This window comes from Larkinella knui (assembly GCF_003858645.1).
Lineage (GTDB): Bacteria > Bacteroidota > Bacteroidia > Cytophagales > Spirosomataceae > Larkinella > Larkinella knui.
On record NZ_RQJP01000003.1, the window covers coordinates 65715 to 86788 of the forward strand.

The 21074-nt window shown below is 51.6% G+C and carries 25 protein-coding genes; 9 read left to right on the forward strand and 16 right to left on the reverse strand.

Going from position 1 to position 21074, the window contains the following annotated elements; translation table 11 throughout:
• Position 1 precedes the first annotated feature (1 nt).
• The 6 genes from EHT87_RS14180 (at position 2) to EHT87_RS14210 (ending at position 3769) form a co-directional block, all read left to right on the forward strand.
• Positions 2-328 carry a hypothetical protein gene (locus tag EHT87_RS14180; protein WP_124907318.1) on the forward strand — a complete coding sequence of 109 codons (327 nt, stop codon included), beginning with the start codon at positions 2-4 and terminating at the stop codon, positions 326-328.
• Positions 325-762: a VRR-NUC domain-containing protein gene (locus EHT87_RS14185; protein WP_124907319.1), complete on the forward strand. Its 438-nt coding sequence runs from the start codon at positions 325-327 to the stop codon at positions 760-762. The genes EHT87_RS14180 and EHT87_RS14185 overlap by 4 nt, the downstream gene beginning before the upstream one ends.
• A gap of 4 nt (positions 763-766) precedes the next feature.
• Positions 767-1282, forward strand: coding sequence for a DUF4494 family protein (locus tag EHT87_RS14190; RefSeq protein ID WP_124907320.1), 516 nt, complete (start codon positions 767-769; stop codon positions 1280-1282).
• A gap of 240 nt (positions 1283-1522) precedes the next feature.
• Positions 1523-2668: a DNA polymerase III subunit beta gene (gene dnaN, locus EHT87_RS14200; protein WP_124907322.1), complete on the forward strand. Its 1146-nt coding sequence runs from the start codon at positions 1523-1525 to the stop codon at positions 2666-2668.
• A 43-nt stretch (positions 2669-2711) separates the two neighbouring features.
• Positions 2712-3095, forward strand: coding sequence for a hypothetical protein (locus EHT87_RS14205; protein ID WP_148096031.1), 384 nt, complete (start codon positions 2712-2714; stop codon positions 3093-3095).
• A gap of 236 nt (positions 3096-3331) precedes the next feature.
• On the forward strand, positions 3332-3769 hold the full coding sequence (locus tag EHT87_RS14210) for a hypothetical protein (RefSeq protein WP_124907324.1): 438 nt from the start codon (positions 3332-3334) through the stop codon (positions 3767-3769).
• A gap of 117 nt (positions 3770-3886) precedes the next feature.
• Here the strand turns inward: EHT87_RS14210 and EHT87_RS31595 are convergent, their stop codons facing one another.
• On the reverse strand, positions 3887-4096 hold the full coding sequence (locus EHT87_RS31595) for a GDCCVxC domain-containing (seleno)protein (protein ID WP_124907325.1): 210 nt from the start codon (positions 4094-4096) through the stop codon (positions 3887-3889).
• Positions 4097-4140: 44 nt separating this feature from the next.
• On the opposite strand from EHT87_RS31595, the gene EHT87_RS14220 reads away from it, so the two are divergent.
• From EHT87_RS14220 to EHT87_RS14230, 3 genes are all read left to right on the forward strand, one after another.
• Positions 4141-4419, forward strand: a complete 279-nt coding sequence (locus EHT87_RS14220) for a DUF3850 domain-containing protein (RefSeq protein WP_124907326.1) — start codon at positions 4141-4143, stop codon at positions 4417-4419.
• A gap of 119 nt (positions 4420-4538) precedes the next feature.
• Positions 4539-4805 carry a hypothetical protein gene (locus EHT87_RS14225; RefSeq protein WP_124907327.1) on the forward strand — a complete coding sequence of 89 codons (267 nt, stop codon included), beginning with the start codon at positions 4539-4541 and terminating at the stop codon, positions 4803-4805.
• 7 nt (positions 4806-4812) lie between these two features.
• Complete coding sequence (locus tag EHT87_RS14230) at positions 4813-5244, forward strand: hypothetical protein (RefSeq protein ID WP_124907328.1); 432 nt, start codon at positions 4813-4815, stop codon at positions 5242-5244.
• Between the two features lie 100 nt (positions 5245-5344).
• Here EHT87_RS14230 and EHT87_RS14235 read toward each other — a convergent pair whose 3' ends face one another.
• The 15 genes from EHT87_RS14235 to EHT87_RS14310 all read right to left on the reverse strand — a co-directional run bounded on the left by EHT87_RS14235 (position 5345) and on the right by EHT87_RS14310 (position 21071).
• Positions 5345-5683 carry a hypothetical protein gene (locus EHT87_RS14235; RefSeq protein ID WP_124907329.1) on the reverse strand — a complete coding sequence of 113 codons (339 nt, stop codon included), beginning with the start codon at positions 5681-5683 and terminating at the stop codon, positions 5345-5347.
• 66 nt (positions 5684-5749) lie between these two features.
• The gene (locus EHT87_RS14240) at positions 5750-6073 is read right to left on the reverse strand and encodes a hypothetical protein (RefSeq protein ID WP_124907330.1); all 324 of its coding nucleotides are present in this window, start codon (positions 6071-6073) and stop codon (positions 5750-5752) included.
• Between the two features lie 4 nt (positions 6074-6077).
• On the reverse strand, positions 6078-6503 hold the full coding sequence (locus EHT87_RS14245) for an N-acetylmuramoyl-L-alanine amidase (RefSeq protein WP_124907331.1): 426 nt from the start codon (positions 6501-6503) through the stop codon (positions 6078-6080).
• The gene (locus EHT87_RS14250) at positions 6500-6997 is read right to left on the reverse strand and encodes a DUF6712 family protein (protein WP_124907332.1); all 498 of its coding nucleotides are present in this window, start codon (positions 6995-6997) and stop codon (positions 6500-6502) included. The genes EHT87_RS14245 and EHT87_RS14250 overlap by 4 nt, the downstream gene beginning before the upstream one ends.
• Positions 6972-8141 carry a hypothetical protein gene (locus EHT87_RS14255; protein WP_124907333.1) on the reverse strand — a complete coding sequence of 390 codons (1170 nt, stop codon included), beginning with the start codon at positions 8139-8141 and terminating at the stop codon, positions 6972-6974. The genes EHT87_RS14250 and EHT87_RS14255 overlap by 26 nt, the downstream gene beginning before the upstream one ends.
• Positions 8142-8143: 2 nt before the next feature.
• Positions 8144-8692: a hypothetical protein gene (locus tag EHT87_RS14260; protein ID WP_124907334.1), complete on the reverse strand. Its 549-nt coding sequence runs from the start codon at positions 8690-8692 to the stop codon at positions 8144-8146.
• Positions 8692-9267, reverse strand: coding sequence for a hypothetical protein (locus EHT87_RS14265; protein WP_124907335.1), 576 nt, complete (start codon positions 9265-9267; stop codon positions 8692-8694). The genes EHT87_RS14260 and EHT87_RS14265 overlap by 1 nt, the downstream gene beginning before the upstream one ends.
• A gap of 76 nt (positions 9268-9343) precedes the next feature.
• Positions 9344-10387 carry a hypothetical protein gene (locus EHT87_RS14270; protein ID WP_124907336.1) on the reverse strand — a complete coding sequence of 348 codons (1044 nt, stop codon included), beginning with the start codon at positions 10385-10387 and terminating at the stop codon, positions 9344-9346.
• Positions 10388-10436: 49 nt separating this feature from the next.
• Complete coding sequence (locus tag EHT87_RS14275; protein ID WP_124907337.1) at positions 10437-11717, reverse strand: Clp protease ClpP; 1281 nt, start codon at positions 11715-11717, stop codon at positions 10437-10439.
• 794 nt (positions 11718-12511) lie between these two features.
• On the reverse strand, positions 12512-12991 hold the full coding sequence (locus EHT87_RS14285; protein ID WP_124907339.1) for a hypothetical protein: 480 nt from the start codon (positions 12989-12991) through the stop codon (positions 12512-12514).
• Positions 12992-13041: 50 nt separating this feature from the next.
• Entirely contained in the window at positions 13042-15081 is a 2040-nt protein-coding gene (locus EHT87_RS14290) for a hypothetical protein (RefSeq protein ID WP_124907340.1), read from the reverse strand.
• A 7-nt stretch (positions 15082-15088) separates the two neighbouring features.
• A complete protein-coding gene (locus tag EHT87_RS14295; protein ID WP_124907341.1) occupies positions 15089-17719 on the reverse strand; it encodes a coiled-coil domain-containing protein in 2631 nt (876 codons plus the stop codon).
• An 11-nt stretch (positions 17720-17730) separates the two neighbouring features.
• Positions 17731-18189, reverse strand: a complete 459-nt coding sequence (locus tag EHT87_RS14300; RefSeq protein ID WP_124907342.1) for a hypothetical protein — start codon at positions 18187-18189, stop codon at positions 17731-17733.
• A complete protein-coding gene (locus tag EHT87_RS14305; protein WP_124907343.1) occupies positions 18189-20426 on the reverse strand; it encodes a hypothetical protein in 2238 nt (745 codons plus the stop codon). Before EHT87_RS14305 ends, EHT87_RS14300 begins: the two co-directional genes overlap by 1 nt.
• 9 nt (positions 20427-20435) lie before the next feature.
• Complete coding sequence (locus EHT87_RS14310; RefSeq protein WP_124907344.1) at positions 20436-21071, reverse strand: hypothetical protein; 636 nt, start codon at positions 21069-21071, stop codon at positions 20436-20438.
• Positions 21072-21074: the final 3 nt, after the last annotated feature.

Below are 21074 nucleotides of genomic sequence, written 5' to 3' on the forward strand. Positions count from 1 at the left end.
CATGCAACAACCAAACCTGTTTCACAACACGTCCGACCTGACCGGTCAGGACCTGAAGGAAGTAACCGCACAGGCCCAGAGCCAAACGCAGGCGGTTTTAAACTTTTTCAAAAAGTACCCTGGCATGTTGTTCATGCCCAGCGAGGTGCATCAAAAAATGGTCAACCTGAAGCTGATCAACTGGCGGACGCCGATCCAGTCGATTCGCCGGGCACTGACGTATCTGACCCGCCGTGGTGACCTGATCAAGACCCCGCGCAAAAAAGCAGGCTCGTTCGGTGCCCGGCATCCGGAGTACTGCTGGACGCTTAACCAACCTGCCCAATGATTGATCCCCCATTTTTAACCCGTGCCGCAGCGGATAAAATTCTCAACAAACGCCCGGTAAAACGTAAACCGGTATCTCAGGAATCCGGCCTTCAGATCGCCTGCGTGCGATGGTTTCGAATGCAATACCGGGACTATTCAAAGCTCCTGTTTGCCATCCCCAACGGAGGTCACAGAAACAAGGCTGTAGCCACTAAACTCAAAGCTGAAGGTGTTCTGGCGGGTGTGCCTGATCTACTGTTAGCGGTGCCGTCTGGACGCTTCTGTGGCCTGTTCATCGAGATGAAGGTCCGCTATCAGGATGGATCAAAGAACTACGCCAGCCCCGAACAAAAAGAAGTAATGGCTGGCCTTCACAAGCAAGGGTACCAGGTGGCCACCTGCTACGACCTGACCGAGTTTATCCTAACCATCAACGAGTATTTAATCCCCTGATCCCATGTGGCACATTAGCACCATCGAATACGGCATTACCGACGAGAAGGGTAATTACAAGGCCGTCAGTGAGAAGTTCCTCCAGTATGGCGTCACTTACGGCGATGTTGAAGCGCAGCTCGTCGACATGCTCAGAGGCCGGGTAGGAACCTGGGAAACTCCAGCCATCACCCGGTTCAAGAAACGGCCCGAGGTGATCTTCAACAGCAGCCAGAACCCGATCTATAAAGTCAAGGCTGAGTATGATTCCGGTGATGATAAAAAGCAATCGGTCGTCCTGTTCGTGCCTGCCGAAAGTATCGCTGACGCCGAAGCCCAGGTACGCTACTACTACCGGACGGCCTTGACCGATTACACGCCTGTTGAAGCGACCCGGACCAAACTAAAAGGGATTTACGACCCTAAAAATGAGATCTGGGTAGGTGATTTCAGGAACCGGATGGAAGCCCTGAAGGATGCCGGTAAGACCACCGCCCCCGCCAAAAAGAAGGTGAAGGAACCGACATTATTCGATAATTAATTCACGCTTAACTACAAACAAACATGCCAGAAGAATTTGGAAACGGATCACCACTTGGGCCAGGCAAGGTAATGTTAGTCTTTGAAAATGGGGAACCCGAGGATCCCATTGAAACGAAGGTCTATTGCAACCTGACCGGCATCCGATCGCTAGCCGATGATTACCTCGAAGAGGCCATATTAGAGGCCTTCCGCAAACACAGTTACAAACTCACAGACTTAATCAATAACCTTTAATTCCATGACGCATTCATTGATCGTACCATCCGGCCTGCTCCGGAAAGCCCTCCAGTACATCGGCGGAGTAGTTGCCAAAAACCCAATCGTCCCCGTTCTCGAAAATGCCAAAGTTGAGGTGGACGGACGCAATATGAAGCTGACCGGCTCGAACCTGTTTATGATTTTATCGACCACGATCGAAGTCGAGGCCTCCGGTGAATTTATTTTTTTAATGCCGTTGAAGAAAATGAATGATCTGCTGGCGTTGCTCCCGGAGCAACCGCTGACCATTTCGACGAATGAGTTTTTCGGCATCAACATTTCTGCCGAAAGTGGCAAGTACAAGCTCTCCGGTGAGAACCCGATTGACTTCCCGAAAACGCCACCGATCGCAGCGATGGATTGCCGGGTGCTGGATTCTACGGATCGGGAGGTGTTGGTCAACTCGATCGAAAATTCGCTTTATGCGGTTAATACGGATGATTTACGACCAGCTATGTGTACGGTTTGCCTGCGACTTCGGCACGATGGTATTGTAATTTGTTCCACCAACGGCCACCAGTTGAGCCACACGTCGCTTTGGGCGCTGGATGCCCTCTCGGTCGATAAACAGACCGACGTACTGCTGCATCGTCAGTTTGCTAATATCCTGGTTAAACTTCACAAGGAAGCCGAGGAAAACGAACCTCTGCACTTCTCCTTCAACCAGAACCGGATCGAAGCCCGGATTGGGAACAGGACGGCATCGGCAAAAGTCGTAGACGAACGGTTCCCGGACTTTGAAAATGCGATTCCAAAGAATAACCCGATCGTAGTTAAGTTAGACCGTAAACGGCTGATGGGTACCCTGCGCCGGATTCTTTTGATGGCCAACCAGGCGACTCACCAGGTGCGGCTTGATTTTGGATCGCTCTCGAATCTGACGGTTTCAGCGCAGGATCTGGACTATAGCAACGAAGGCAGCGAGGAGATAAAAGTAGAGGAGTATGAGGGCGAGGCAATTAGTATCGGGTTCAATGCTAAGATGCTGGTAGAATGTCTGGATCATGCCACCAGTGACACAATCAGCCTGGAACTGTCGGCACCTAACCGGGCCATGCTCGGCTACGATGAGGATCGGGATCACTTCTTTCTTCAAATGCCAACCATGCTCGCAACCTACGCTTAACCCATCAACCCCACCCACCGGGTCAAAGGTGGGCACCCTTTTTATGAAGCTAAAATATTTCACTCCGGAAGACTTTAAGAAAACCAAAAGCTCGGTTCGTCGGCCGACGTTCACAATTACTAAAAACGCCTTGCTGGTACTGAATAAAGAACTGGTCGCCCAATTGAAAGTAGTCGAGGGCGACACGGTCATCCTCGGCCAGGACGAGAAATTGCAGAAAGACTGGTTTATCGGCAAGTCAGAGGTTGGTTTTAAACTGAAGAAGACAACCGGCGATGCATTAGGGTTCAGTTGTAAGGAATTTGCGGAGTTGCTCCGCGGTCAATTTCCCAAAATCCCCCCTCCAATTCGCGTGCCAGTTAGCCCCCATCAGACCGAAAATGAGGGAAATATTATCTATGCCTTATTAACAAAAGCCAATGACTAAAATTTCAAAGACCAAAGCAAAAATCGACATCTACGATACTGGTCGAGTGTTTTTCGAGAATACTACTTTAACTACGATGCAGATCCTGACCGCGCTCGATGTGTTGCGCGAAGCCATGCGTCAGACACTCGTCGGGAAGGAAACCGAGCCTACTCCGGAGCTGGCCAAACGGATGGGCGAGCATACCTTGAAAGGCCGTTATGAATTTTACGCTGTAGCCAAAACCGAACCAATCAATGAGGAATCTTCTGCTGATCCCGCTTCTCCTACTGATTCTGTCGGGTTGCCTGACGGAAAAGAGAATACGCCGGAATGCCCACCAGTTGACGGACACGACCTACGTGACGAAGACGGTAACGGTAACGATTCCGAAAGATTCAGCGATCGTCCGGACGGTGACGGACACGACGCGGATCTTCCTGACGGAGCGTCAGGGCCGGGCAACGGTGACGCTGATCAGGACGCCAACCGAAACCTCGGCGAAGGCGGTTTGTGATACAATCATCCGGGAGGTCAGGGTAACGGTGCCCTGTCCTCCCGAGCTTCAGATCGGAGTCAATGCATGGTGGCGTGTGGCGGCTCTGGTGCTGGGTGGCCTGCTGATCATCTCAGGGATGTCGCTGGCAATGTTTGTGGCTGGTGCCAGGTACGCCCAGCGGAACCCGAAAAAATAGTAAAACAATCCCGGTCAATCAACTACCATTTCCCGCACCTTGAATAATTGACCGGGTTGTTTTCCTCAAGTGAGAATCAGGAAGTTGCAAAAAGTCACAATCTTTTTAATCCACGTTTTATGAACAGCAGCTTTTGGACAATTGCAATGGTGGACACTTAACCGGGCTATAGGAGCAAAATACACAGCAATCACCCTGTTTCGGTTTCAGAACCACTTGACAATTGGTGCACTGATAAAAATACATACAAGCATCTTCTGGCATAGTTTCGATCTTCTGGAAATCACATTCGGGACAAGTGAGAGTTGCTTCTGTGACAATGGCCATGTTTAATAAAAATGATTTGTTAATGCAAAATTACAAGTTTCCGAATGAGAACAACTCACATTCTAAAAACATGGATCGTTCCTTTTTCCGAAGTATGGAATGATAGAAAACGGTTTGAAATCCGCGTTAACGACCGGGATTTTAAAACTGATGATTACCTGACGCTGGTTGAATATGACCGTCAATGGGAGCAAACGACCGGCAGAATGATCCAGGCGAAAGTCACCTGTATCTATGGTGCAGGTGAATGGGGTATACCAGAAAATACCGTCGTAATGGGAATTGATATTCTGTCAAAATCAGACAAGATAGACCGTAAATAAATCGTCCACTTTATGAACTCAACCAATGACCAAATGCTGTCGACGAAAATGGCTGTTTTCTGGCTGGTCCATTTTGTTATCATCGCCATTATCATCTACTACTTTTAGACCCCTCCAAAATGGATAAAATATTCAACCTCGATTATCAGTATAGCCTCTACCTGGAACGGATCGCGCTGAAGGAGGAACAAATGTCACCGGTCCAGCGGATCGAAACGAAGCGCGCTTTTATGGGTGCAATAGGTCAGATTCTGCTTTTGTTCCGGGATGACATTCCTGCCCTTCCGGATGACCAGGCCGTCGCCGTTATGGAAGACCTGTTCCAACAAACCCTTGATTTTTGGGCTAATGCCGTTTGGAAATACAAATTAGGGAACGATAACTAAACTACCCATGAACATCGATCACCTTATTGACCTGGGCCGACTTCATCCAGGTTACGCCAACACGATACAGGAGCTCGAACGGTTGAAAACCAAAACCGACGACTCTGGCGCCATTGGCCTGCTTCAGATTTTTATCGACGGAATGATGAGGCAGGGCGATCCGGACGTACAGCCGCTTGAAGCCGACCCGCTGCTGAAGCCGATCGGTGCCGATCGGGGAATTGTCCGGACGGATCAGCATGGCAATACCCTGCACAAAAAAATAGACTTTGTCATGGTACATGGTTTTCCTACCTCGGTCTGGGTCACCAACAGTTTTCACCATCGGATGAAGTTCCTGCTCGATGGCCGGATCGCCGTCACGTACATGGGAGCGGTTCAACCGCTGTGCTTGCGGATGGATATTCAGGAGATGGGAATTAACATTAATGAAACCTAACAGAAAGACCCGGCCAGTATAACCAGCCGGGTCTTTTACAAACAAACATAATTGACGCTTTGAAGGCGTCGCTGGGCAAATATAGCGGATCGGCTCGGGATTACTTCCGGGCCTGGTCTTTTATCATCTGTTTAATTTCAGCAAAACCCTGATGCATATCTTTCTTCATATCCGCAAATTGTTGCGTAATCTGCTGAAGCTGCAAATTGAAAAGTTTCTCATTCATGGCTTGAGTCGATTTAACCTGATCCATTTCAATAGATAACTTATCCAGTCTCATTTTGTTGTCGGCTACATCCTTCCGTAAAGCGGCCTCGATGTCATCAGCATCTTTGAAATCCTTGCCGAACGTGCGATCATACGCCACTTTGAACACAAACCCAATGAATCCTACTATTCCCGCCCAGAGCAGGCTCAATAACGCCTTGTCAATTCCCATTTCCCTAAATCAGAATATTATTTCGAGTAGCTGCTTTGATATCGCGCCGATCGCGGAATGTAATTTTTAAACTTGGGGCTTTTTGTCCAGAATCTTTTGTTCCCGTTCCGGTAACGAGTCCCAGTTAACGGCCAGCTTTGAAACCAAAGCCGCTCCCGCTGACATCGCCCCAATAAACTTGATGAGGGAATTAAGCCAGGCTGGAACCACCACCTGATAAATGGTCAGCTCATTGACGAACTCGACGAAAGCCGGGTAAGCCAGTGACGCCATAACGCCCAGCGTAAGGAAAAACCGGAAAAGTTTTCGGAAAAAACGCGGTGACTCGGCCCGGAGCCGGATCGTGACCACCGTTAAAAATAATTTGATGCGGTTAAAAAGTGCTTTCATGGTTTTACAATAAATCGGGTGCAACTTCTTTGAGCCAGGCACGCACGTCGAACGACGGACAGGCCTTGGTAACGCCGGGAAAATCACGGTGGCCCTGAATTTTGGCATTTTTATACCGCGTTTTGAGGCTGTGCAGCAGGCAAAGTATCGACTCTTTCTGTCCGGCCGTCCGGGTGTCTTTCGGAAACCCTTTGCCGTCAATGCCGCCGATATACGACAGGTGAACCGAGTGGCTGTTATAGCCCTTTACGCCGTTTGAAACCTCTGATTCGGGCAACAAAGGGACAATCTCACCACCCTTTTTAATCAGGTAATGATAGCCAGGCGATTTCCAGCCGAGAACTTGCCGCCAATAGCGCAGAATTGCCTCAGGAGACGCGTTCGGCTGTGTGGCGGTACAATGAACAACTATATAGTCAATGCGTCTCATGGGCGGAAATACGAGTTATCGGTTCGCTGCGCTTTCCGGAGCCGTGGCCTGACTGCCGACCGTGCCGGCACGCACGTTTCCGGTGCCTTTAACTTTGCAACCTTCCGGGCATAGCGTTCGGCCTTGCCGCGGTACTTGATACTGATCTGGGTTAGTTGCCGACTTTCGATCTGCGTGCTGTAATCGTTGTTTTTGCTGACCAGTCCGGTCTGGGTCACCGTGACATTGCCATCGACCACGAAACTCGACCACGCGGCAAATACCAGAAATGGAATCACGACCTTTTTCAAGTCTTCCAGCCCGGCGTTGCCGGTACCACTGGCCTGCAGGTAGGTTCTCAACTCCCCTACTTTTGTCTCCCCGAGCAGATCCGTCAACCAGTCGTCGACGATGTCCAAAACGATGGGGCCCAGCTTTTCAGTTGCGTCAAAACTGGCGGGTAAACCGCCCGGCAATCGGTTGCTAAAATCAGCCTGCGTTAACCACGGTGCCATCCTGAAAGTAGTTTAGGTTTTCGATTGAGAAATCCTGAAAAGGTACCGGTTCGTGCCAGTGCTCGAAGATCTTCCGAATTAGGTTTGAAATCTTGCGCTGAGCGCGATTCGACTTGCCCTGCATCAGCTGGGCCGCAAACCGGTATTCCTCAGCAGAAAACATGAGACCGCCCTGACGCCGGATGTTTACGAGCTCATTGGCCACGAAGAAGGCCCTTGCAATTTTGGTTGGTACCCGGTCATTGGTCGAATTATACCGGTTCGCCAGATCCGCGCCGGTTGTCGGCACAAATTTGGCCGCTTCGAGTTCTTCCTTATTTTTCGAGGTGTAGACCATGACCGAGGCCGCATTGTCCGCACCCTGATGCTTCTCGATTTGACTGACCAGGTCGCCGTCGGTTTCGCCGTCGCCATCTTCATCGTCGTCATCGCCTGCTTCTTCACTCTCAAGGGCAAAGAAGATCCCGGAAACATCGAACCCAGAGGTAGCATTTTTGTAATCGTGAACTGATAATTTCCGCTCCGTCTGCATGTCCAGGACGCACCGGTACCAATCCGGGATAATGTAATAGGTACCCCGGCGACGGCCGATCGGCAGGTAGATCAATTGTCCGAAATACTTATCGATGCCACCGGCGACCGCCATTTGATCGAGCACTACTTCGGGTCGTGGGTCAAACAAGTTGAGTTTGGTAAACTTGTCTTTTTTGTTCTTGTGGAGCGTTGAGTCGAGGTACGGGAAGATCCCGCCAAAGGTGATGTTATTGAGGTCGTCCGGCACCCCCAGACGCACCATTTCGGCGGGTATGGGTTTGATGCTGGCAATCTTCCCCAGACCATTGTAGCCAACGTGCATCGCCAGTACTTTCAAAGCACCACAATCGAAGGCTACTTCGGACAAGACATCATCGAGTGTCTGGCCTTGCCGATTGACGACGAAGTTTGCCAGGTTCTCATCCATGAAGCCGTTGCCTTCGATAAACTCCGCGATCACGTCGAGGCAGGCACCGGCGGTAACTGATTCGTCAGCAATTTCCAGCAACTTCTGGGGGAACAGATTGGCGTCCCCAAATGAAAGAAACCCCGCCACTTTCGCTTTAGTGACGGGGACTTGTTTATTAAAAATCGCTCTGCCGACCTTCATGTTTACTCAGTTGCCGTGGTGTCTTTGTTTTCGTCGTCCGTTTTAGAATCCGCGGGTGGAACGATCGGTTTGGTTGACCGGGCCGCTGACGTTCTGGGGGCCGCTGCGGGTTTGGCTGGAGGTGTAACTTTGGCCGTTGCAGGTTTGGCCGGACCTACATATTCCGGGTTTTCGATAATCGATTTGCCCAGCATCGAAGGATTATCCTTCAAAATTTTTTCAGCAACCGCATCGGTGAAAACTTTCACATATTCAGACTCGTCGCCTTCGTTGATGTAATGGATGTTGGTGCCACGCATTACGATCGTGTCATTGTCTGCAATTAAGTACTTACGAACTTTAGCCATAACGGGCATTTGATTTTGTTTAAGATGTATTCGAAGAATCATTTGAACATCACTCCAGAAGGAGTCGCAACGCGTACAGCGCCCGGTGTCGGTCGTTTCCGTTATCCGGAAATATTCCTGCTTCAGCCGCTCCCGGTTCTCGGTGGAGATGTGGCCAGTACCGTACCACTGGCCGACAAGCTCCTGCAATTCGCTTAACTCCATTATGCGTCAGCTGCGGCAATCGTTGCCATGTAGGTGTCTGTATCTTCGACAGAGGACGTTTTATGGATGATCGTGTACGGAAGGGCATCTTCATCGTTGGCGATCAATTCCAGCACGATAGCTCCTTTCGTCGCTTCGTCGCTGGTATCGCCAGACAGGTTATTGACCTTGAATCCGCCATTAAAACCGTAGCCTTCCCATTTTGCCCCCTTCCCTTTTTTCTTGGCAGCGATGGCCACGTCGTTCCGACTGCACATGGCTTCAACCAGCCGCTTGATGGCCGGGCTGTCATCGAAGAAGATCAGCCGGAAACCGTGTGAAATTGAAAAACCGTAATCGCCGGAACTACCGTTGAGGGTGGCCTGGTTAGAGAAACCGGCTCCTTCGATCACAAAGGTTTTTTCGCCCGATTTCAGGTTAATTGCCGTGACCACATTCGTTTCTGTTGAATCGAACGTGAAGTTGTCCAGCTGGTCATCCAACATGAACACCTGAACCCGCGTCGTCAACCCCCGCGCCAGTTTCCGGTTACAGTTCGTTTTGGCGTTCCGGGTAATCTTGGTTAAACAAAGCATAAAATAGGTGTGGATAGAAGTTTGTAAGGGCCGGTTCAGGTTGGTACCATTCCCGGCCCGATCTGTGGGTCATGCCTTAGTACATCGCTACCATGTACTCCTCCACGGCGATCTGCACGTCCAGTTTGTACATGAACTCGAAGTAGTATTTGCGGTCTTTTTTCTCGTACCAGTACTGCATCTGCACCGGGTTTGAGGTGTCGGTATCGACCGCGATTTGAAGGTTTTCCTTCACCGTCAGAAAGAGCCGGTTTGGCCGATCCAGTGCACCGGAAATCAGGAAATCAGTTTCAACGTAATCGTCGACGACATCCAGGATAATCAAGGGAATGCCCCGGTACGTCAGCGTTTCAACGCCATCGATCAATTGCTTGCGGGCCGATTCCAGTTTGTCGTTAGCCTCCAGGTAATCCTCGTAATTCGAGTAAATTGAACGGGTGACGTAGAAAACTTTCTGACGCTTATCGGTCGAGCGGAGCAATGGTTTTTGCTTTCCAAACGCCGTGCGCATCAACGTTACGGATTCCCCGGCAGCCAGGGCCTGGGCCGATACAGTGGTCTGGGCATTTTTGGCAATCGCGGCATACGGGATCAGGGAAGCGCCAACGCCGTCGACGATCTTCTTCATGAAACCGTCCAACTGGTCGTAGTTCTTCACATCGCCAGCCCCACCGGTCAATTCACCGGAGGTAATCGTTTTCTTGGACAGCCACGCCATCCGCATCAAATCCCGGTAAGCGGCTGGCACCAAAATATCCAGCAGGTAACCTTCGACGACCGTGCCTTCAATGTTGGCAACGTCTGAACCGGCCTTCAACTGGGATTCTTCCAGCTGACCGTTTAATTCCGTCCAGCAAAATTCGAGACGGCCTTCCACATCCTGCGGGTCCCAAACCTTCTGGGTACGCGGAATAGATTTTGCCGTTGAGCTCGGGTCACAACCCTGGCTCTTAACGGTGATTTTGTTAATTGGGGTCAGGAAGTAAACTTTTTCCTTAACCTTCAGCCCGGTTTTAACTCTGAAGAAAAAATCCTCAAGCAAGCCATATTCAATGGCTGGCTTAAGAATCTGCTTCATCGCTTCTGTACCGTTATACTCCTGGCCAGTAGTTGCAATCATGGTGTGGATATAGATTAGTGACTCGTGAAAACTCTACTTGTTGTGCTGATTACTTCCCTTCAGTCCGGCGCTTCTTCCAGTCGATTTCTTCCCGCTCGCTGAGCATATCGGCCCGATCGCCTTTCGATTTTTTCTCACCGCGCACGGTGTTCGTGGCGGTTTCCGGCTCTTTGCTGACCTTCATTCCCAACGCCTTTTGCATGCTGGCCAGGACGGGAACTGTCCGGGCTTTGAAGTCATTGTAATCGTTCTCGATCCCCTTCAACCGGGTGACTTCATTGCGCAGGTTCGTGATTTCCTCAGCCGTGGCGGTCTCTTCAGCTGGAGGTGTTTTATCGCCGGAATTGACCGGTTCGGTGCTGGTCGTCTCGCCATTCTCCGTGGTGACGATATTGGAGATTACCCCGGCAAGAACTGTGATCGTCTGGCCATCGGCGGTTTTGTAATCGCCGTCCGGAGCCACAGAGCCGTCCGCTTTCAGCGTGACCTTGTCGCCAATGGCCGCAGCATCACCCGTGGTATCAATGATGATAACCGAACCGTCCTGCAGGGCCACGTCCATGTTTTTGATTTTGGCTGTACCATCTGCGATGCCCAGAACGGACATGATGGCCGCAGCAAGCATTGTTACTTTGCTCATTACGATAGTTTTAGAATTGGTTGGAATTGCTGGAGAAGATTGCTGAGCAACGGGACCACGGTCTTTGCGCTCCGGACGACCGTATTTTTGCATCGCAAAAACCGGTTTCGGTTTCCGGTTTTTGTTGGAAGTCTGAGTAACTGATTGGTAGATCCCCGTTGCAAACCCATTGGTTACGGCTTCGTCGGCCGTCATGTAGGTTCCTTCACCAGAAGAAGCCGCCATCATTTCGGCAAGTACGGACTCTTCCTTATTGGTCCGTTCGACGTAAAATTTCAGCGCCTTTGACTCTGCCTTGACCAAATCGTCGACATAGCCTTCCAGATCGAACTTGTTTCCGCCGATGTAATTATCGTAGGGATCAAAAGCTGGAAGATGGATCATTAACTCTGAATTAGGCGAGATCAGCCGCTCGGTCCCGCAGAGGAATAAGCAGGTTGCCATTGAGTAGCAACAGCCTACCACGACGGTTTTGATGGGTTTTCCCAGTGAAAGCAGATAGTCGACAATTTTCCAACCCTCCTCCATCTGACCACCATACGAATCGATCATGATCACGATCTCGTCGATGTCACCAGCAGCATTGATCTGATTTTGGATGCTCGTTAGCGAAATACCGTAGCCGTCGTAGTAATAATAATTGTCGGGGTAGATGTCGCCTTTTGCAGTAATTGTGAGTACAGTCGCCAAAGTGCTTAACTTTTTTGTGGAAAGTTGCACACGACTGAACTTTATACAAAAGAATTTATATTTTTACAACAACATACAATACCATCTTTCCCATCTCCCAAAATGCCGACTGCTTTCGAGCGAACCTTAAACCGGGTAAAATCTGGAGAAACCGTTACTTTCGCCGTTGCTGCGGAATACAAAAGCTGGAGGAAGTATTATGAGAATGCGACTCCGGAGGAAAGAAAGCAGATCAGTCAGGAACGGAAGAAATTTCATTATAATAAGCCAGGCACGTTATTGAACGAACAGGTGGCGGAAGAAACCGCATCAATCCGATTGACTATGCCGGTATCGAGGAAGGCCCGTATTCAATCATATTGTGTAACCAATAACATGAGCATGAGCCGGTACATTAATAGTCTGATCATTCAAGATCAGGCGGAACGATAACACAACCAGATAGGGGCACCGGATTGAGCGAGCAGGTACGTAACTGAACCGCCTGAAGGTGCCCCGCCAGACTTTTCACTTACCTTTAAAATCATGATTACCAAGGAGCAACTCATTAATAGTTTTGGCAGGCCGGTCACTATTACGCAGGGCGAGGCAGTAATCAGTGGCAGGATCTACCCACTGTCAGGCCTTCAGATCGAAGGGTACCTCAGCAGTAACTCAGAAGAGGCTTACATTCAGGTGGACGGAGAGGACCCCACAAGGCCGAAAACGTTTCCACTGGCAGCAATTGAATTTGTGTAAAGGTTAAGGGTTTAGGAATAGGTATAAGTCCGGATCATTGGTCCGGACTTATTTTTTTACAGGTCCTTTATCCTCGAATACATCGGCTCAGGAGTATCTTTTACATCATAAAAAACGGCTGCTCCTACGGCTCCGTCCAGATAGAGCGCATCCTTTTCGGTTTCCCAGGCTGCGGTCCGCTTTTTCACATAGGTGGGCTGGCCAAATTTGGCCACGAAGCGTTTATAAATAACAGTATAGACCGCGGTGTCTTGTTGAAAATTGGTAAACCTTGCGCCTACCAGCCTTCCGCCCGGAACTTTATACTCCACATTCCCTCGAACGGTTTCAAACGTCACATCGTCATACTTCATTTTATCTCCCTCTGTCCGGGTTGGACCAAACCGGAGCCGATACTGGATGGTATCGGCTGGCGTACCGATGACAAAGTTGTTGAAGCTCAATGCTACTGGCTTGCTCGAATCATTTGCCTTTTCTTTTTGCTGGCAGGCCGCCACAGTCAGGAGTCCGATCACTAAGAGTAATGTAGTTTTCATGAATTTTTGAATAAAGGTTTGCGTCAAACTACGAAAAACGCGCGGGAATTTTAAAATGCGATCAGAGTAACGGTGCAGGTGCTACCAGGACGGTAATTATTTAGCTTGTTGAGGTAATAATAACCGTCGGATATTTCCAGATCACCGACCCGAACACCTTTCAACCGAATCGGTACGTTTGGATTCAGGGTGGCAATATCGACCGGTCGCAAATGCACCGATACCGTCAGGACCCGAGGCCGTTTGAGAACCCGTTTTAGGCCACCAAAGTATCGACTGATCAGCGATGCTTCCGATTGCTGACCCGGTACCGGATCAAAAGCCAATGAAAAGCCGTTTTCTTCGGTCTGGATCGCCTGCATGCGCCGGGCAAACCAGCAGCCGGTCAACGTCACGGTAGCGGCCACCACATTCCCACTACTGTTGAGCACTTTGGTCTGGACTTCAAAGGTTTTCGAAGGTTCCACCAAGACAATACGCGGACTCGTGGACTTTTTATTGATCTGGAGGTTGTCTCCCGTACCGGAAACCGTTCGGGTTTCGATCAGCAACGGAAATCCGTAGTTGTTGACCTGCCGGGTTGACTCCATCGTGGCCGAAAAAGGCAACTCAAACAAAGGAACGTCAGTCGCTGCGGCTGTGCGGTCGCACCCGATCACGCCATTGCCATAGCCTTTGTCAACACCGTCCTGCTCCCGGTACTTGAGAAAATTCCGACGTCCGTAGGGATCAATTTTATAGTCGACGCCTGGCTCGACAGACTCCTCCAGACGGCTCGACCAGTCCTGGGCATTAGCCCGGTTGTTGGTTAGGTCAGTTAAGCTGACCAGTTCCACGGTTCGACGCTGGTTGTCGATGTGATACCAGCCCTCCAGTTGAAAGGCGATTGACTTTAACAACTCGCTACAGGTCAGATCGGGCAGGTTCTGCGCTACCGGCCAAAAATCACCGGTGTGTACGGTTGGATCAGGAATAAAGCTGGCATAGATTGAATCGGGATCATTCAAAATGAATCCCTGCCACTGGGCGAACGTGGTCCGCTTCTGAACAATCAGCCTTATCTTAAGCGTATCGCCTTTTTTGACCAGTATTTCCGTGTCCAGCGTCAGAATATCATTTTTATTAGCAATCAAATTATACCCAGCACCTTTGGACCAATACGCCTGTTCGACGAATGATCCGTTTTTCTCCAATTGCAGCTTTACTTCGACCGTTCCAAAGTCGATTTTAATGTTGAACTGCTGAACAGCTACAACATTAATTCGCATCGTTGAATCGGCCACGTAGCTATAGGTAGCCGTGTTGAAATTATTGGCCTTACCGTCCTTCCAGCCTTCCAGTTCACGGTTATCTACTGTCAAAGGTTGAATCCGATTCAGCTTTCCCCCAAACATCACGGTCGGTGCCGCAGTGGCCACCGTTACCCGAGCCGTTCGGGCATCTGCCCAGTCCTGATCGCGGGACTTGGGTTCTTCTTCGACAAACGGAAACGTTGCTTGCTTGAGTAATGGATCATTCAACCAACTGCCTGCAGGTTTGTAACCGGCTTCCTGCAAAATTTGCCCTACCACTGTCGTTAGAAACGTAGCCGGAAACAAAGTATCCTGAGGGATGATCCCATCGCTGACGGTTCCGTAGTCGATGATCGGATAACAGATCCCCTCGGTGGCACCAGCTCTGGCGCTAATCTCGTCAATTGTCCAGGGATGATCCAGATAACTCAGATCCAGATCCCGAATGCTTTTGTCGGCCAGGCTATCGAACAAACCCCGGTGCTCTTCATAAATGACCACCTTCCATCCGGCCTGAAATCCCTGCAACTCGGCCCGGCCCTGAAAAATAATCTCATCGCATTCTACCAGCCTGGCTCCGATGAGCGTGTATGGATATACTCCGCCAGCGTCCAACTGCTCAGCGTTACCCAGAAGGCGCTGAATAGCCAGGGAGTTCGGCAGTTGAAACTGATTCGTATAACTCAATTCCAGGGTGTCCGGCGACGTCAGATCATTGCCCTGCATCGTTAAGGCATAGTCGACCTCGGCGACCCATTGCCAACCAGCTGGCCCCAGAAAGTAGATACCGTCTTCCATTTTTTACTTAAAGTTTAGAACGTACTTCAACCCGACGTACTTCGGCTGACCTACTGTGAATATCGGTGACCGCCACCACCGGTGCAGGCATCCGGGCGATCACCCGCGTAAATACTGCTTCCAGTGTCGCCGAATCATTTTGCAACACGCCACCGTAATTGAACCGAGGGACGCCGGTCGAGTTGCTGGCTCCGGGAAAGGGACGTCCACCACCTTTTACGTTCATAGCAGACAGTTCGTTGTAATTTTCGCGGGTGGCTTTGGCAGTGAGCACCGATTCGCCGTCACTGATCAGCGCCGGAATGCTGTCCGACGTTCCGGTTCCCGGCCCGGTAATAAAGGCACCTTTCTTATCGGAAACATACCCACCCTGGGCAAACTTCTGGGAACTGATAAATGCCTGCTGTGCCAACCCTTGCAGGATAATCAGACCTGCCAGTACCGGCCCAATGATCGGCCCTGCCGTGTACGCTTTCGTTGCCGCCACGGCCGTATTGATCGCAGCCTCCGCGCGGGCGATGGCCTTCTTTTTCTTGTTGGCCTTTTCCTCCAACTGATCACGTTTTTTCTGAAAACCTTCCTCCAGTTTGCCTCGCAGTTCAGCATTGGCCCCGGCAGATTTTAAGGCGGCTTTCTCCCGTTGTTCCAGCATCTGGAGCGCCAATTGGTTCTGGCCTTCGAAAATCGTGGTCAACGTTGACGCAGCAATCTGGGCACCGGCGACGATACCTTCGAATGTTGTCATCGCAAACGCTTCACGCTGATTGGCAATCTCCCGGTTTGCCTTATCTTCAATCGCCTTGGCTTCAGCAGCCGTCAGTTTTTTCTGGGCAATTTCCTGCCGGGCCGATTCCTTAATGCCAGCGATCCGGGCTTCGAGTTCGGCCTTGCTTCCTTTTTTTGCAGTAGCGATCCGGGAATCGATAAGCGCCAAGTTGCCCCGATCGGCAATCTCCTGCAACTCGGAGGAACGCTTGGTTAATTCTACTTTGGCGGCTTTGGTTAGCTTCTCATCCTCCTTCAGTAAACGCGCGTTCAGGTTCTGGTGTACCGTTATAATTTTGGCGTTATCCAGAGCGAGGTAGTGCAAACGGGTTTCAGCCAGGTCCACATCGGCGGCTAGTTGAGCCGCTTTGTACTGGGCCGATCCTTTTTTCAGGCCGAACAACTCCACGGCCAGTTTAGTCTGAATGACCTTCTCCGCCAGCGCGACCCGGTCTTTACCGGAGAGCCGGGCGATCTGAAGTTCCGCTTCAGCTTCTTTCTCTGCAAATTCCAGAGCACCCTTTCGTAATTCCTTTTGTTTATTCACATTCTGTTCGGCCCGCTCCTGTTCCTGTTTCAACAACGCCGATCGTCGGTTTTGAACCGTTTGAAGTGTGGCCAGGGTTTCCCGTTCGGCATTGATCACAGCCGCTTTCTTTTCCTCAATCTCCTTCCGGTCCGCATCCTGGTTGGCCGTATTTGCCGCTTTCCGTTTGAGCAGGGCGGCCAGTTCGTTGCGTTCGATCGTTAACCGTTGCTCTGCCAATTTCTTTTCTGCAGCACCGGCAGTATCGAGCAGAGCCAGGCGTTCGCGTAGCGTTTTTGATTGATCCTTAGTGGCCAGTGTTGCCAGATCCACCAGTTTCGCCACCTGCGCTTCCTGCGAAATCATACCGTCGCGCTGATCCTCCAGATCCTGCATCGTTTTTGTATACTCGACGGCGGCTTTTCCGGCATTGACCATGTTCGTGGTAACCCCATCGAGTGAATGCTTCATCTGATCAAGCCGGTCAGGAATATTTTTGATGGCTCCCAAAAATCCCTTTTCGCCAAAATCATCGATGATGTCGAATACGGCCCCGCCTACTTTGGAGATCCCGGCGAATAGTTCATCCAGAGCCGCCGAGAACGCTGCCGTCGCCTGCTCCACTTTATCCATTCCATCGTCAAACTTAGTCAGGTATGTGATCAGTCCCGAGATTAGGGTGATGATCAAACCGATGCCCATTGCCTTCAGGGAAAGCCCAAACGCGAGGGAAGCTTTCTCCGCACCTTTCGCGCCCTCGATCGACAGTTTTAATCCTTTGGCATAGTCGAGTGCTCCGGATGCAGCACTTTTGAGTTGACCCACGCCACCCCGAATGGAGGAAAAAAAGGAGTCGTTTCCGGTAATGGCCCGTTCGATTCCACCAGCATAATCGCCAACGTTATCGCGAAAATTCCCCACCGACCCACTGGCTTCTTTCACTTCATCGGTCATATCCTTGATCGATTTCTGAAGCACACCACCGATCTGGGCATTATTGCGCTCCTCCCTCGACAGGGCATTCCACTGCGCGGTCTGAACGGAAATAGCCGCCCGGAGTTGGTCGACGCTCCCGACAGCCGTTTGATTGGCTTTATCGGTCTGCGCCAAGGCCCGATGGTTCGAATTGATTTCTTTGGTGACGGCACCACTTTCGCGCGTGATCCGCGTCAGTGATTTTGCGTACTGTTCAGCCGAAATACCGCCCTCCTTAAATTCTTTCTTAACGCGGTCCTTTTCAGACCGAAGCTCTTCCAGTTTCTGACGAAGATCAACAATCCGCTTTTCGGTGGCCGCTTCATCGAGCTTGACTTCGACGAGAATTTCGTCGCCTTGTTCCTGTGCCATGATGGTGTGAATTAGGCGCGTTGTGAACGACGCGCCGGTAAAGTAATGCGGCCCTCCAGTCTACCGAGCCGGTTGGCATCTTTCCAGACCGGGAAGGAGCCCGTTGGAACTTCCACCGGTATCTTGTGAGTAACATCCTGGTCATCGTGAACCAACACAAAAACGGCGACTGACTCGAAAACCGTGGCGATCGCTTCGGCCTGCCATTTTTTCAGGTGCCGCGTCCGGATCGTCAGAACCTCCGCCGATTCCTTCTGGGTGTAACGGGTAAGCCCGGCCTGCCGGAAGGAGCCCAGCGCGCGTACCTCCTTTTCCGAATCGGCAAAGGCTTCAAAAAGCCAACCGGCCCAGCCGGTTGGGCTGAGCCAGTACAAATACACACCAGGCTTTCGGCAGGCTGTTTCGGAAGGCGTTACTTCATCGAGAACCAATCCGAAGGTGTGATCGAACGACAGATCGAATACTTTCATTAGTACATTTTAGAAATAACGATTTGCTTGATTCCCCCAATTCGGGAAGAGGTACCGACGGCTTTGTAAAAGCCAAAGCCCAGCGCATACGGCCCGGAGGGAAACGTAATCCCGGCCACGCCGGTGGTGTAGGTACCGCTTACGTTGCTACCATCCAGCGCCCAGGGCCAGTCGTCGGTATCGCTGAGAATGGACGTTTCGGGCTTCAGGTAAAACTTTGCCGTCGTTCCGTCATATTCAATCCGGAGCCGGTAGCTGGACCCGGCCGTGGCAGTCGTTCCGGTTATTGCCGTACCCTGGGTAGCACTGGAGATAACTGACCGGCCCTGAAAAGCGGAGGTTTGAACGTTCCAGCCGATGTAATTCCCTGCGTTACCCAATTGCTTTGTAAAGCCCATATAGGCTTGATACGTATTGGTCCCATCGCTGAAGGTTGGAATAACAATGACCATTTCGATCGCCAGTTTGACCGAGGATCCGGGCGTATAGTAATTCTGATCAGTACCCAGAAACGAGGAGCCTGTTGCCGAGGTTCCGGTGGTTATGCCCAGGTAGCCGATCGGTGTTTCAGCCGTAAAGTTCAGGCCCGCCCCGGAGCCTGAACTGACATTGGTCAGCGGCCCTGTACCCAGCGCCAGCATATTGCTGGCATAAATCACCTGTTCGTAATACGCCCGTTTGGTGGTAGGATTGACCAGGGTAAAGGTTGGGTTCGCCGTCACCCCATCCGGATTGGTGATCACCAGACCCGGCGAAGCCGAAGACAGCGATCGGGGAACTGTCACGCCGGAACTCGTCCGAACCGCAATACCATTCCCGCCCGGATCGGCCAGGCCACCGCCACCACCGGTAACGGAGAGCGAGAGGACGCCGGTCGCATCGTTGTAGGTTTTCGATACCCCGGTACCGGCCACGATCAAATCATTCACCCGGTCGTCGACGGCCTCGTTGAAGTCGGTCACGTCGGTCGAAACGTGCGTATGGGTCGCATTGGCTTTGCCTGCCAGTGAGGTTGCTAATCCTGATACCGCTGATTGGGGAATATTGGATAACGTGTTATTGTTGGCATCGATCGTTTTGTTCAGCAGGATTTCGGCACCCGATCGGGTGGCCAGCGTTCCCGAAGTTGGGAGCGTCACATTCGTAGAAGCCCCGACGGTCAGGGTCGTATTGAACGCTCCGGACGTGGTCAGGTTGCCGCCCAGCGTGATGGTCTTCCCGGAGTTGTTGACGCCGGTCCCGCCGTACTGGGCAGCGATCGCCGTGCCCTGCCAGGTACCCGAGCCAATCGTCCCGACATTGGTGATCGATGTCTGCCCGGCGTAATTGGGCGAAATATCAATCTGCGGGTTCGCGGTAACACCGTCCGGATTGGTAATGCTGATTCGATCGGTTACTCCGTCCAGCGACCGGGCCACCGTACTATTCAGGGCATTCCGGGCAAGTAGGCCATTCCCGCCCGGATCGGATAGCCCTCCGCCACCACCGGAAGGTGTAGCCCATTGACCATCCCCGCGAAGGTACGTGCTGGAACTGGCGGTTCCGGTGGCCGTAATCTGGCTGACCGGATGGGAGTGCGTCGTCGGTGTGCGGCTGTCGGAGAGCCGGGAATCATCCCCCCGAACCAGAGCCGTGGTACTGCTGACACCGGAAGCCGTTACCGGCAACCGGGCGATATCGAACGTGCCGGCAGTGATGGCGCTGGCGCTGTGCGTATGCGTAGCCAGGGCAAATTCATTCAGGGATTTGACCCAGGCCCACCAGTTGAACAGCTTTAGGCGGGAAACGAATTTGCCGTCCTCGATGACGCCGGAAGAGGAACTGATCTGCGTTTCTGCATCACTGGCCCCGGTGCCCGTCAGCTTCGTATTGATCGCGGCCTGGGCGCTGGTCGATATCGGTTTGCTCAGATCGGACGTATTGTCGACGTTGCCTAACCCGACGTCGGTTTTGGTCAGGACCACCGCACCGGTCCGACCGGCCACTGAAAGAACATTCCCCGATGTGAGGCCCGTAATCTTGTTGGCCGGGATCATGGCCGAGGTATCCCGTTTTGCGCCCAGCTTAATGGCCAGCGAATCCAGTTTTTGCTGATACGTCGTGGTAAACTTGACCGGCGTCAGGCCCAGACCACCCTGCGCCCTCATTGCTGAATCGAACCGGGAAGCGGGCGTTTTCCCCTGCCCAAAGGAGATATGCGTTACCAGCAACGCGAAATAGAACAATAGCTTTTTCATGGTGTGGATTTAAATTAAGGTGACTTCATTGAGACCGAAAGCAGGCCGGTAGAGGTAAAGCCGTCCGGTCGGTTCGATTTCGATAAATTTCCGGGAGCCGCTGGCCAGCGTGTTCGCTTCCGTCAGGCTCTGAACGACGAAGTAGCGAATGGCCCCCGCGCTGGGGGCACCCGGATCGCCGATGAAATCAACGATCTCCAGTGTGGCCGGATCGACCCGAACAACAAACGATTCGGGATAAATCGAACCGGTATCATAGGTTTCGTCGCCCTCGGCAAAGGTGGGCCGCTGACGAATGGTTAAATAGGTATACGTCAGCGAAACCTGCCCGACTTCCCCCGCCCGGTACTGTCGGAGAACAAACGTCTGAGCGTTGGTGGCCCCGAGCGGTCCGATCGTCAGGACGCTGGCGGGTTTGGGTACCAGCAGTTGTAAATAGTCGTGATCAGCGCCGACTATCGAGACTGGCAGTGGGGCGGTTTCAGGCCCGACCCCCTGATCAGAGCTGGCCACCATCGCCAGCCCCCAGGAGCGCAAATCGATCGGGTCGCCATTCAGCCATTCATACCGGTACATCAGCCACAACTGATCCGTGACAATCCGATCAGCCAGCAATTTGAGAACTTTGGGTGCAGATATTTCCATTTT

What these genes read in the sequence shown, in the direction of transcription:
- EHT87_RS14245 (WP_124907331.1), bottom strand. Translation starts at nt 6,503, where the DNA reads ATGAGACGCATTGACTATATAGTTGTTCATTGTACCGCCACACAGCCG.
- EHT87_RS14250 (WP_124907332.1), bottom strand. Translation starts at nt 6,997, where the DNA reads ATGGCACCGTGGTTAACGCAGGCTGATTTTAGCAACCGATTGCCGGGC.
- EHT87_RS14285 (WP_124907339.1), bottom strand. Translation starts at nt 12,991, where the DNA reads ATGAAAACTACATTACTCTTAGTGATCGGACTCCTGACTGTGGCGGCC.
- EHT87_RS14310 (WP_124907344.1), bottom strand. Translation starts at nt 21,071, where the DNA reads ATGGAAATATCTGCACCCAAAGTTCTCAAATTGCTGGCTGATCGGATT.
- EHT87_RS14255 (WP_124907333.1), bottom strand. Translation starts at nt 8,141, where the DNA reads ATGAAGGTCGGCAGAGCGATTTTTAATAAACAAGTCCCCGTCACTAAA.
- EHT87_RS14190 (WP_124907320.1), top strand. Translation starts at nt 767, where the DNA reads ATGTGGCACATTAGCACCATCGAATACGGCATTACCGACGAGAAGGGT.
- EHT87_RS14290 (WP_124907340.1), bottom strand. Translation starts at nt 15,081, where the DNA reads ATGGAAGACGGTATCTACTTTCTGGGGCCAGCTGGTTGGCAATGGGTC.
- EHT87_RS14240 (WP_124907330.1), bottom strand. Translation starts at nt 6,073, where the DNA reads ATGAAAGCACTTTTTAACCGCATCAAATTATTTTTAACGGTGGTCACG.
- EHT87_RS14180 (WP_124907318.1), top strand. Translation starts at nt 2, where the DNA reads ATGCAACAACCAAACCTGTTTCACAACACGTCCGACCTGACCGGTCAG.
- EHT87_RS31595 (WP_124907325.1), bottom strand. Translation starts at nt 4,096, where the DNA reads ATGGCCATTGTCACAGAAGCAACTCTCACTTGTCCCGAATGTGATTTC.
- EHT87_RS14260 (WP_124907334.1), bottom strand. Translation starts at nt 8,692, where the DNA reads ATGGAGTTAAGCGAATTGCAGGAGCTTGTCGGCCAGTGGTACGGTACT.
- EHT87_RS14270 (WP_124907336.1), bottom strand. Translation starts at nt 10,387, where the DNA reads ATGATTGCAACTACTGGCCAGGAGTATAACGGTACAGAAGCGATGAAG.
- EHT87_RS14225 (WP_124907327.1), top strand. Translation starts at nt 4,539, where the DNA reads ATGGATAAAATATTCAACCTCGATTATCAGTATAGCCTCTACCTGGAA.
- EHT87_RS14235 (WP_124907329.1), bottom strand. Translation starts at nt 5,683, where the DNA reads ATGGGAATTGACAAGGCGTTATTGAGCCTGCTCTGGGCGGGAATAGTA.
- EHT87_RS14185 (WP_124907319.1), top strand. Translation starts at nt 325, where the DNA reads ATGATTGATCCCCCATTTTTAACCCGTGCCGCAGCGGATAAAATTCTC.
- dnaN (WP_124907322.1), top strand. Translation starts at nt 1,523, where the DNA reads ATGACGCATTCATTGATCGTACCATCCGGCCTGCTCCGGAAAGCCCTC.
- EHT87_RS14230 (WP_124907328.1), top strand. Translation starts at nt 4,813, where the DNA reads ATGAACATCGATCACCTTATTGACCTGGGCCGACTTCATCCAGGTTAC.
- EHT87_RS14220 (WP_124907326.1), top strand. Translation starts at nt 4,141, where the DNA reads ATGAGAACAACTCACATTCTAAAAACATGGATCGTTCCTTTTTCCGAA.
- EHT87_RS14205 (WP_148096031.1), top strand. Translation starts at nt 2,712, where the DNA reads ATGAAGCTAAAATATTTCACTCCGGAAGACTTTAAGAAAACCAAAAGC.
- EHT87_RS14305 (WP_124907343.1), bottom strand. Translation starts at nt 20,426, where the DNA reads ATGAAAAAGCTATTGTTCTATTTCGCGTTGCTGGTAACGCATATCTCC.
- EHT87_RS14300 (WP_124907342.1), bottom strand. Translation starts at nt 18,189, where the DNA reads ATGAAAGTATTCGATCTGTCGTTCGATCACACCTTCGGATTGGTTCTC.
- EHT87_RS14265 (WP_124907335.1), bottom strand. Translation starts at nt 9,267, where the DNA reads ATGCTTTGTTTAACCAAGATTACCCGGAACGCCAAAACGAACTGTAAC.
- EHT87_RS14210 (WP_124907324.1), top strand. Translation starts at nt 3,332, where the DNA reads ATGAGGAATCTTCTGCTGATCCCGCTTCTCCTACTGATTCTGTCGGGT.
- EHT87_RS14295 (WP_124907341.1), bottom strand. Translation starts at nt 17,719, where the DNA reads ATGGCACAGGAACAAGGCGACGAAATTCTCGTCGAAGTCAAGCTCGAT.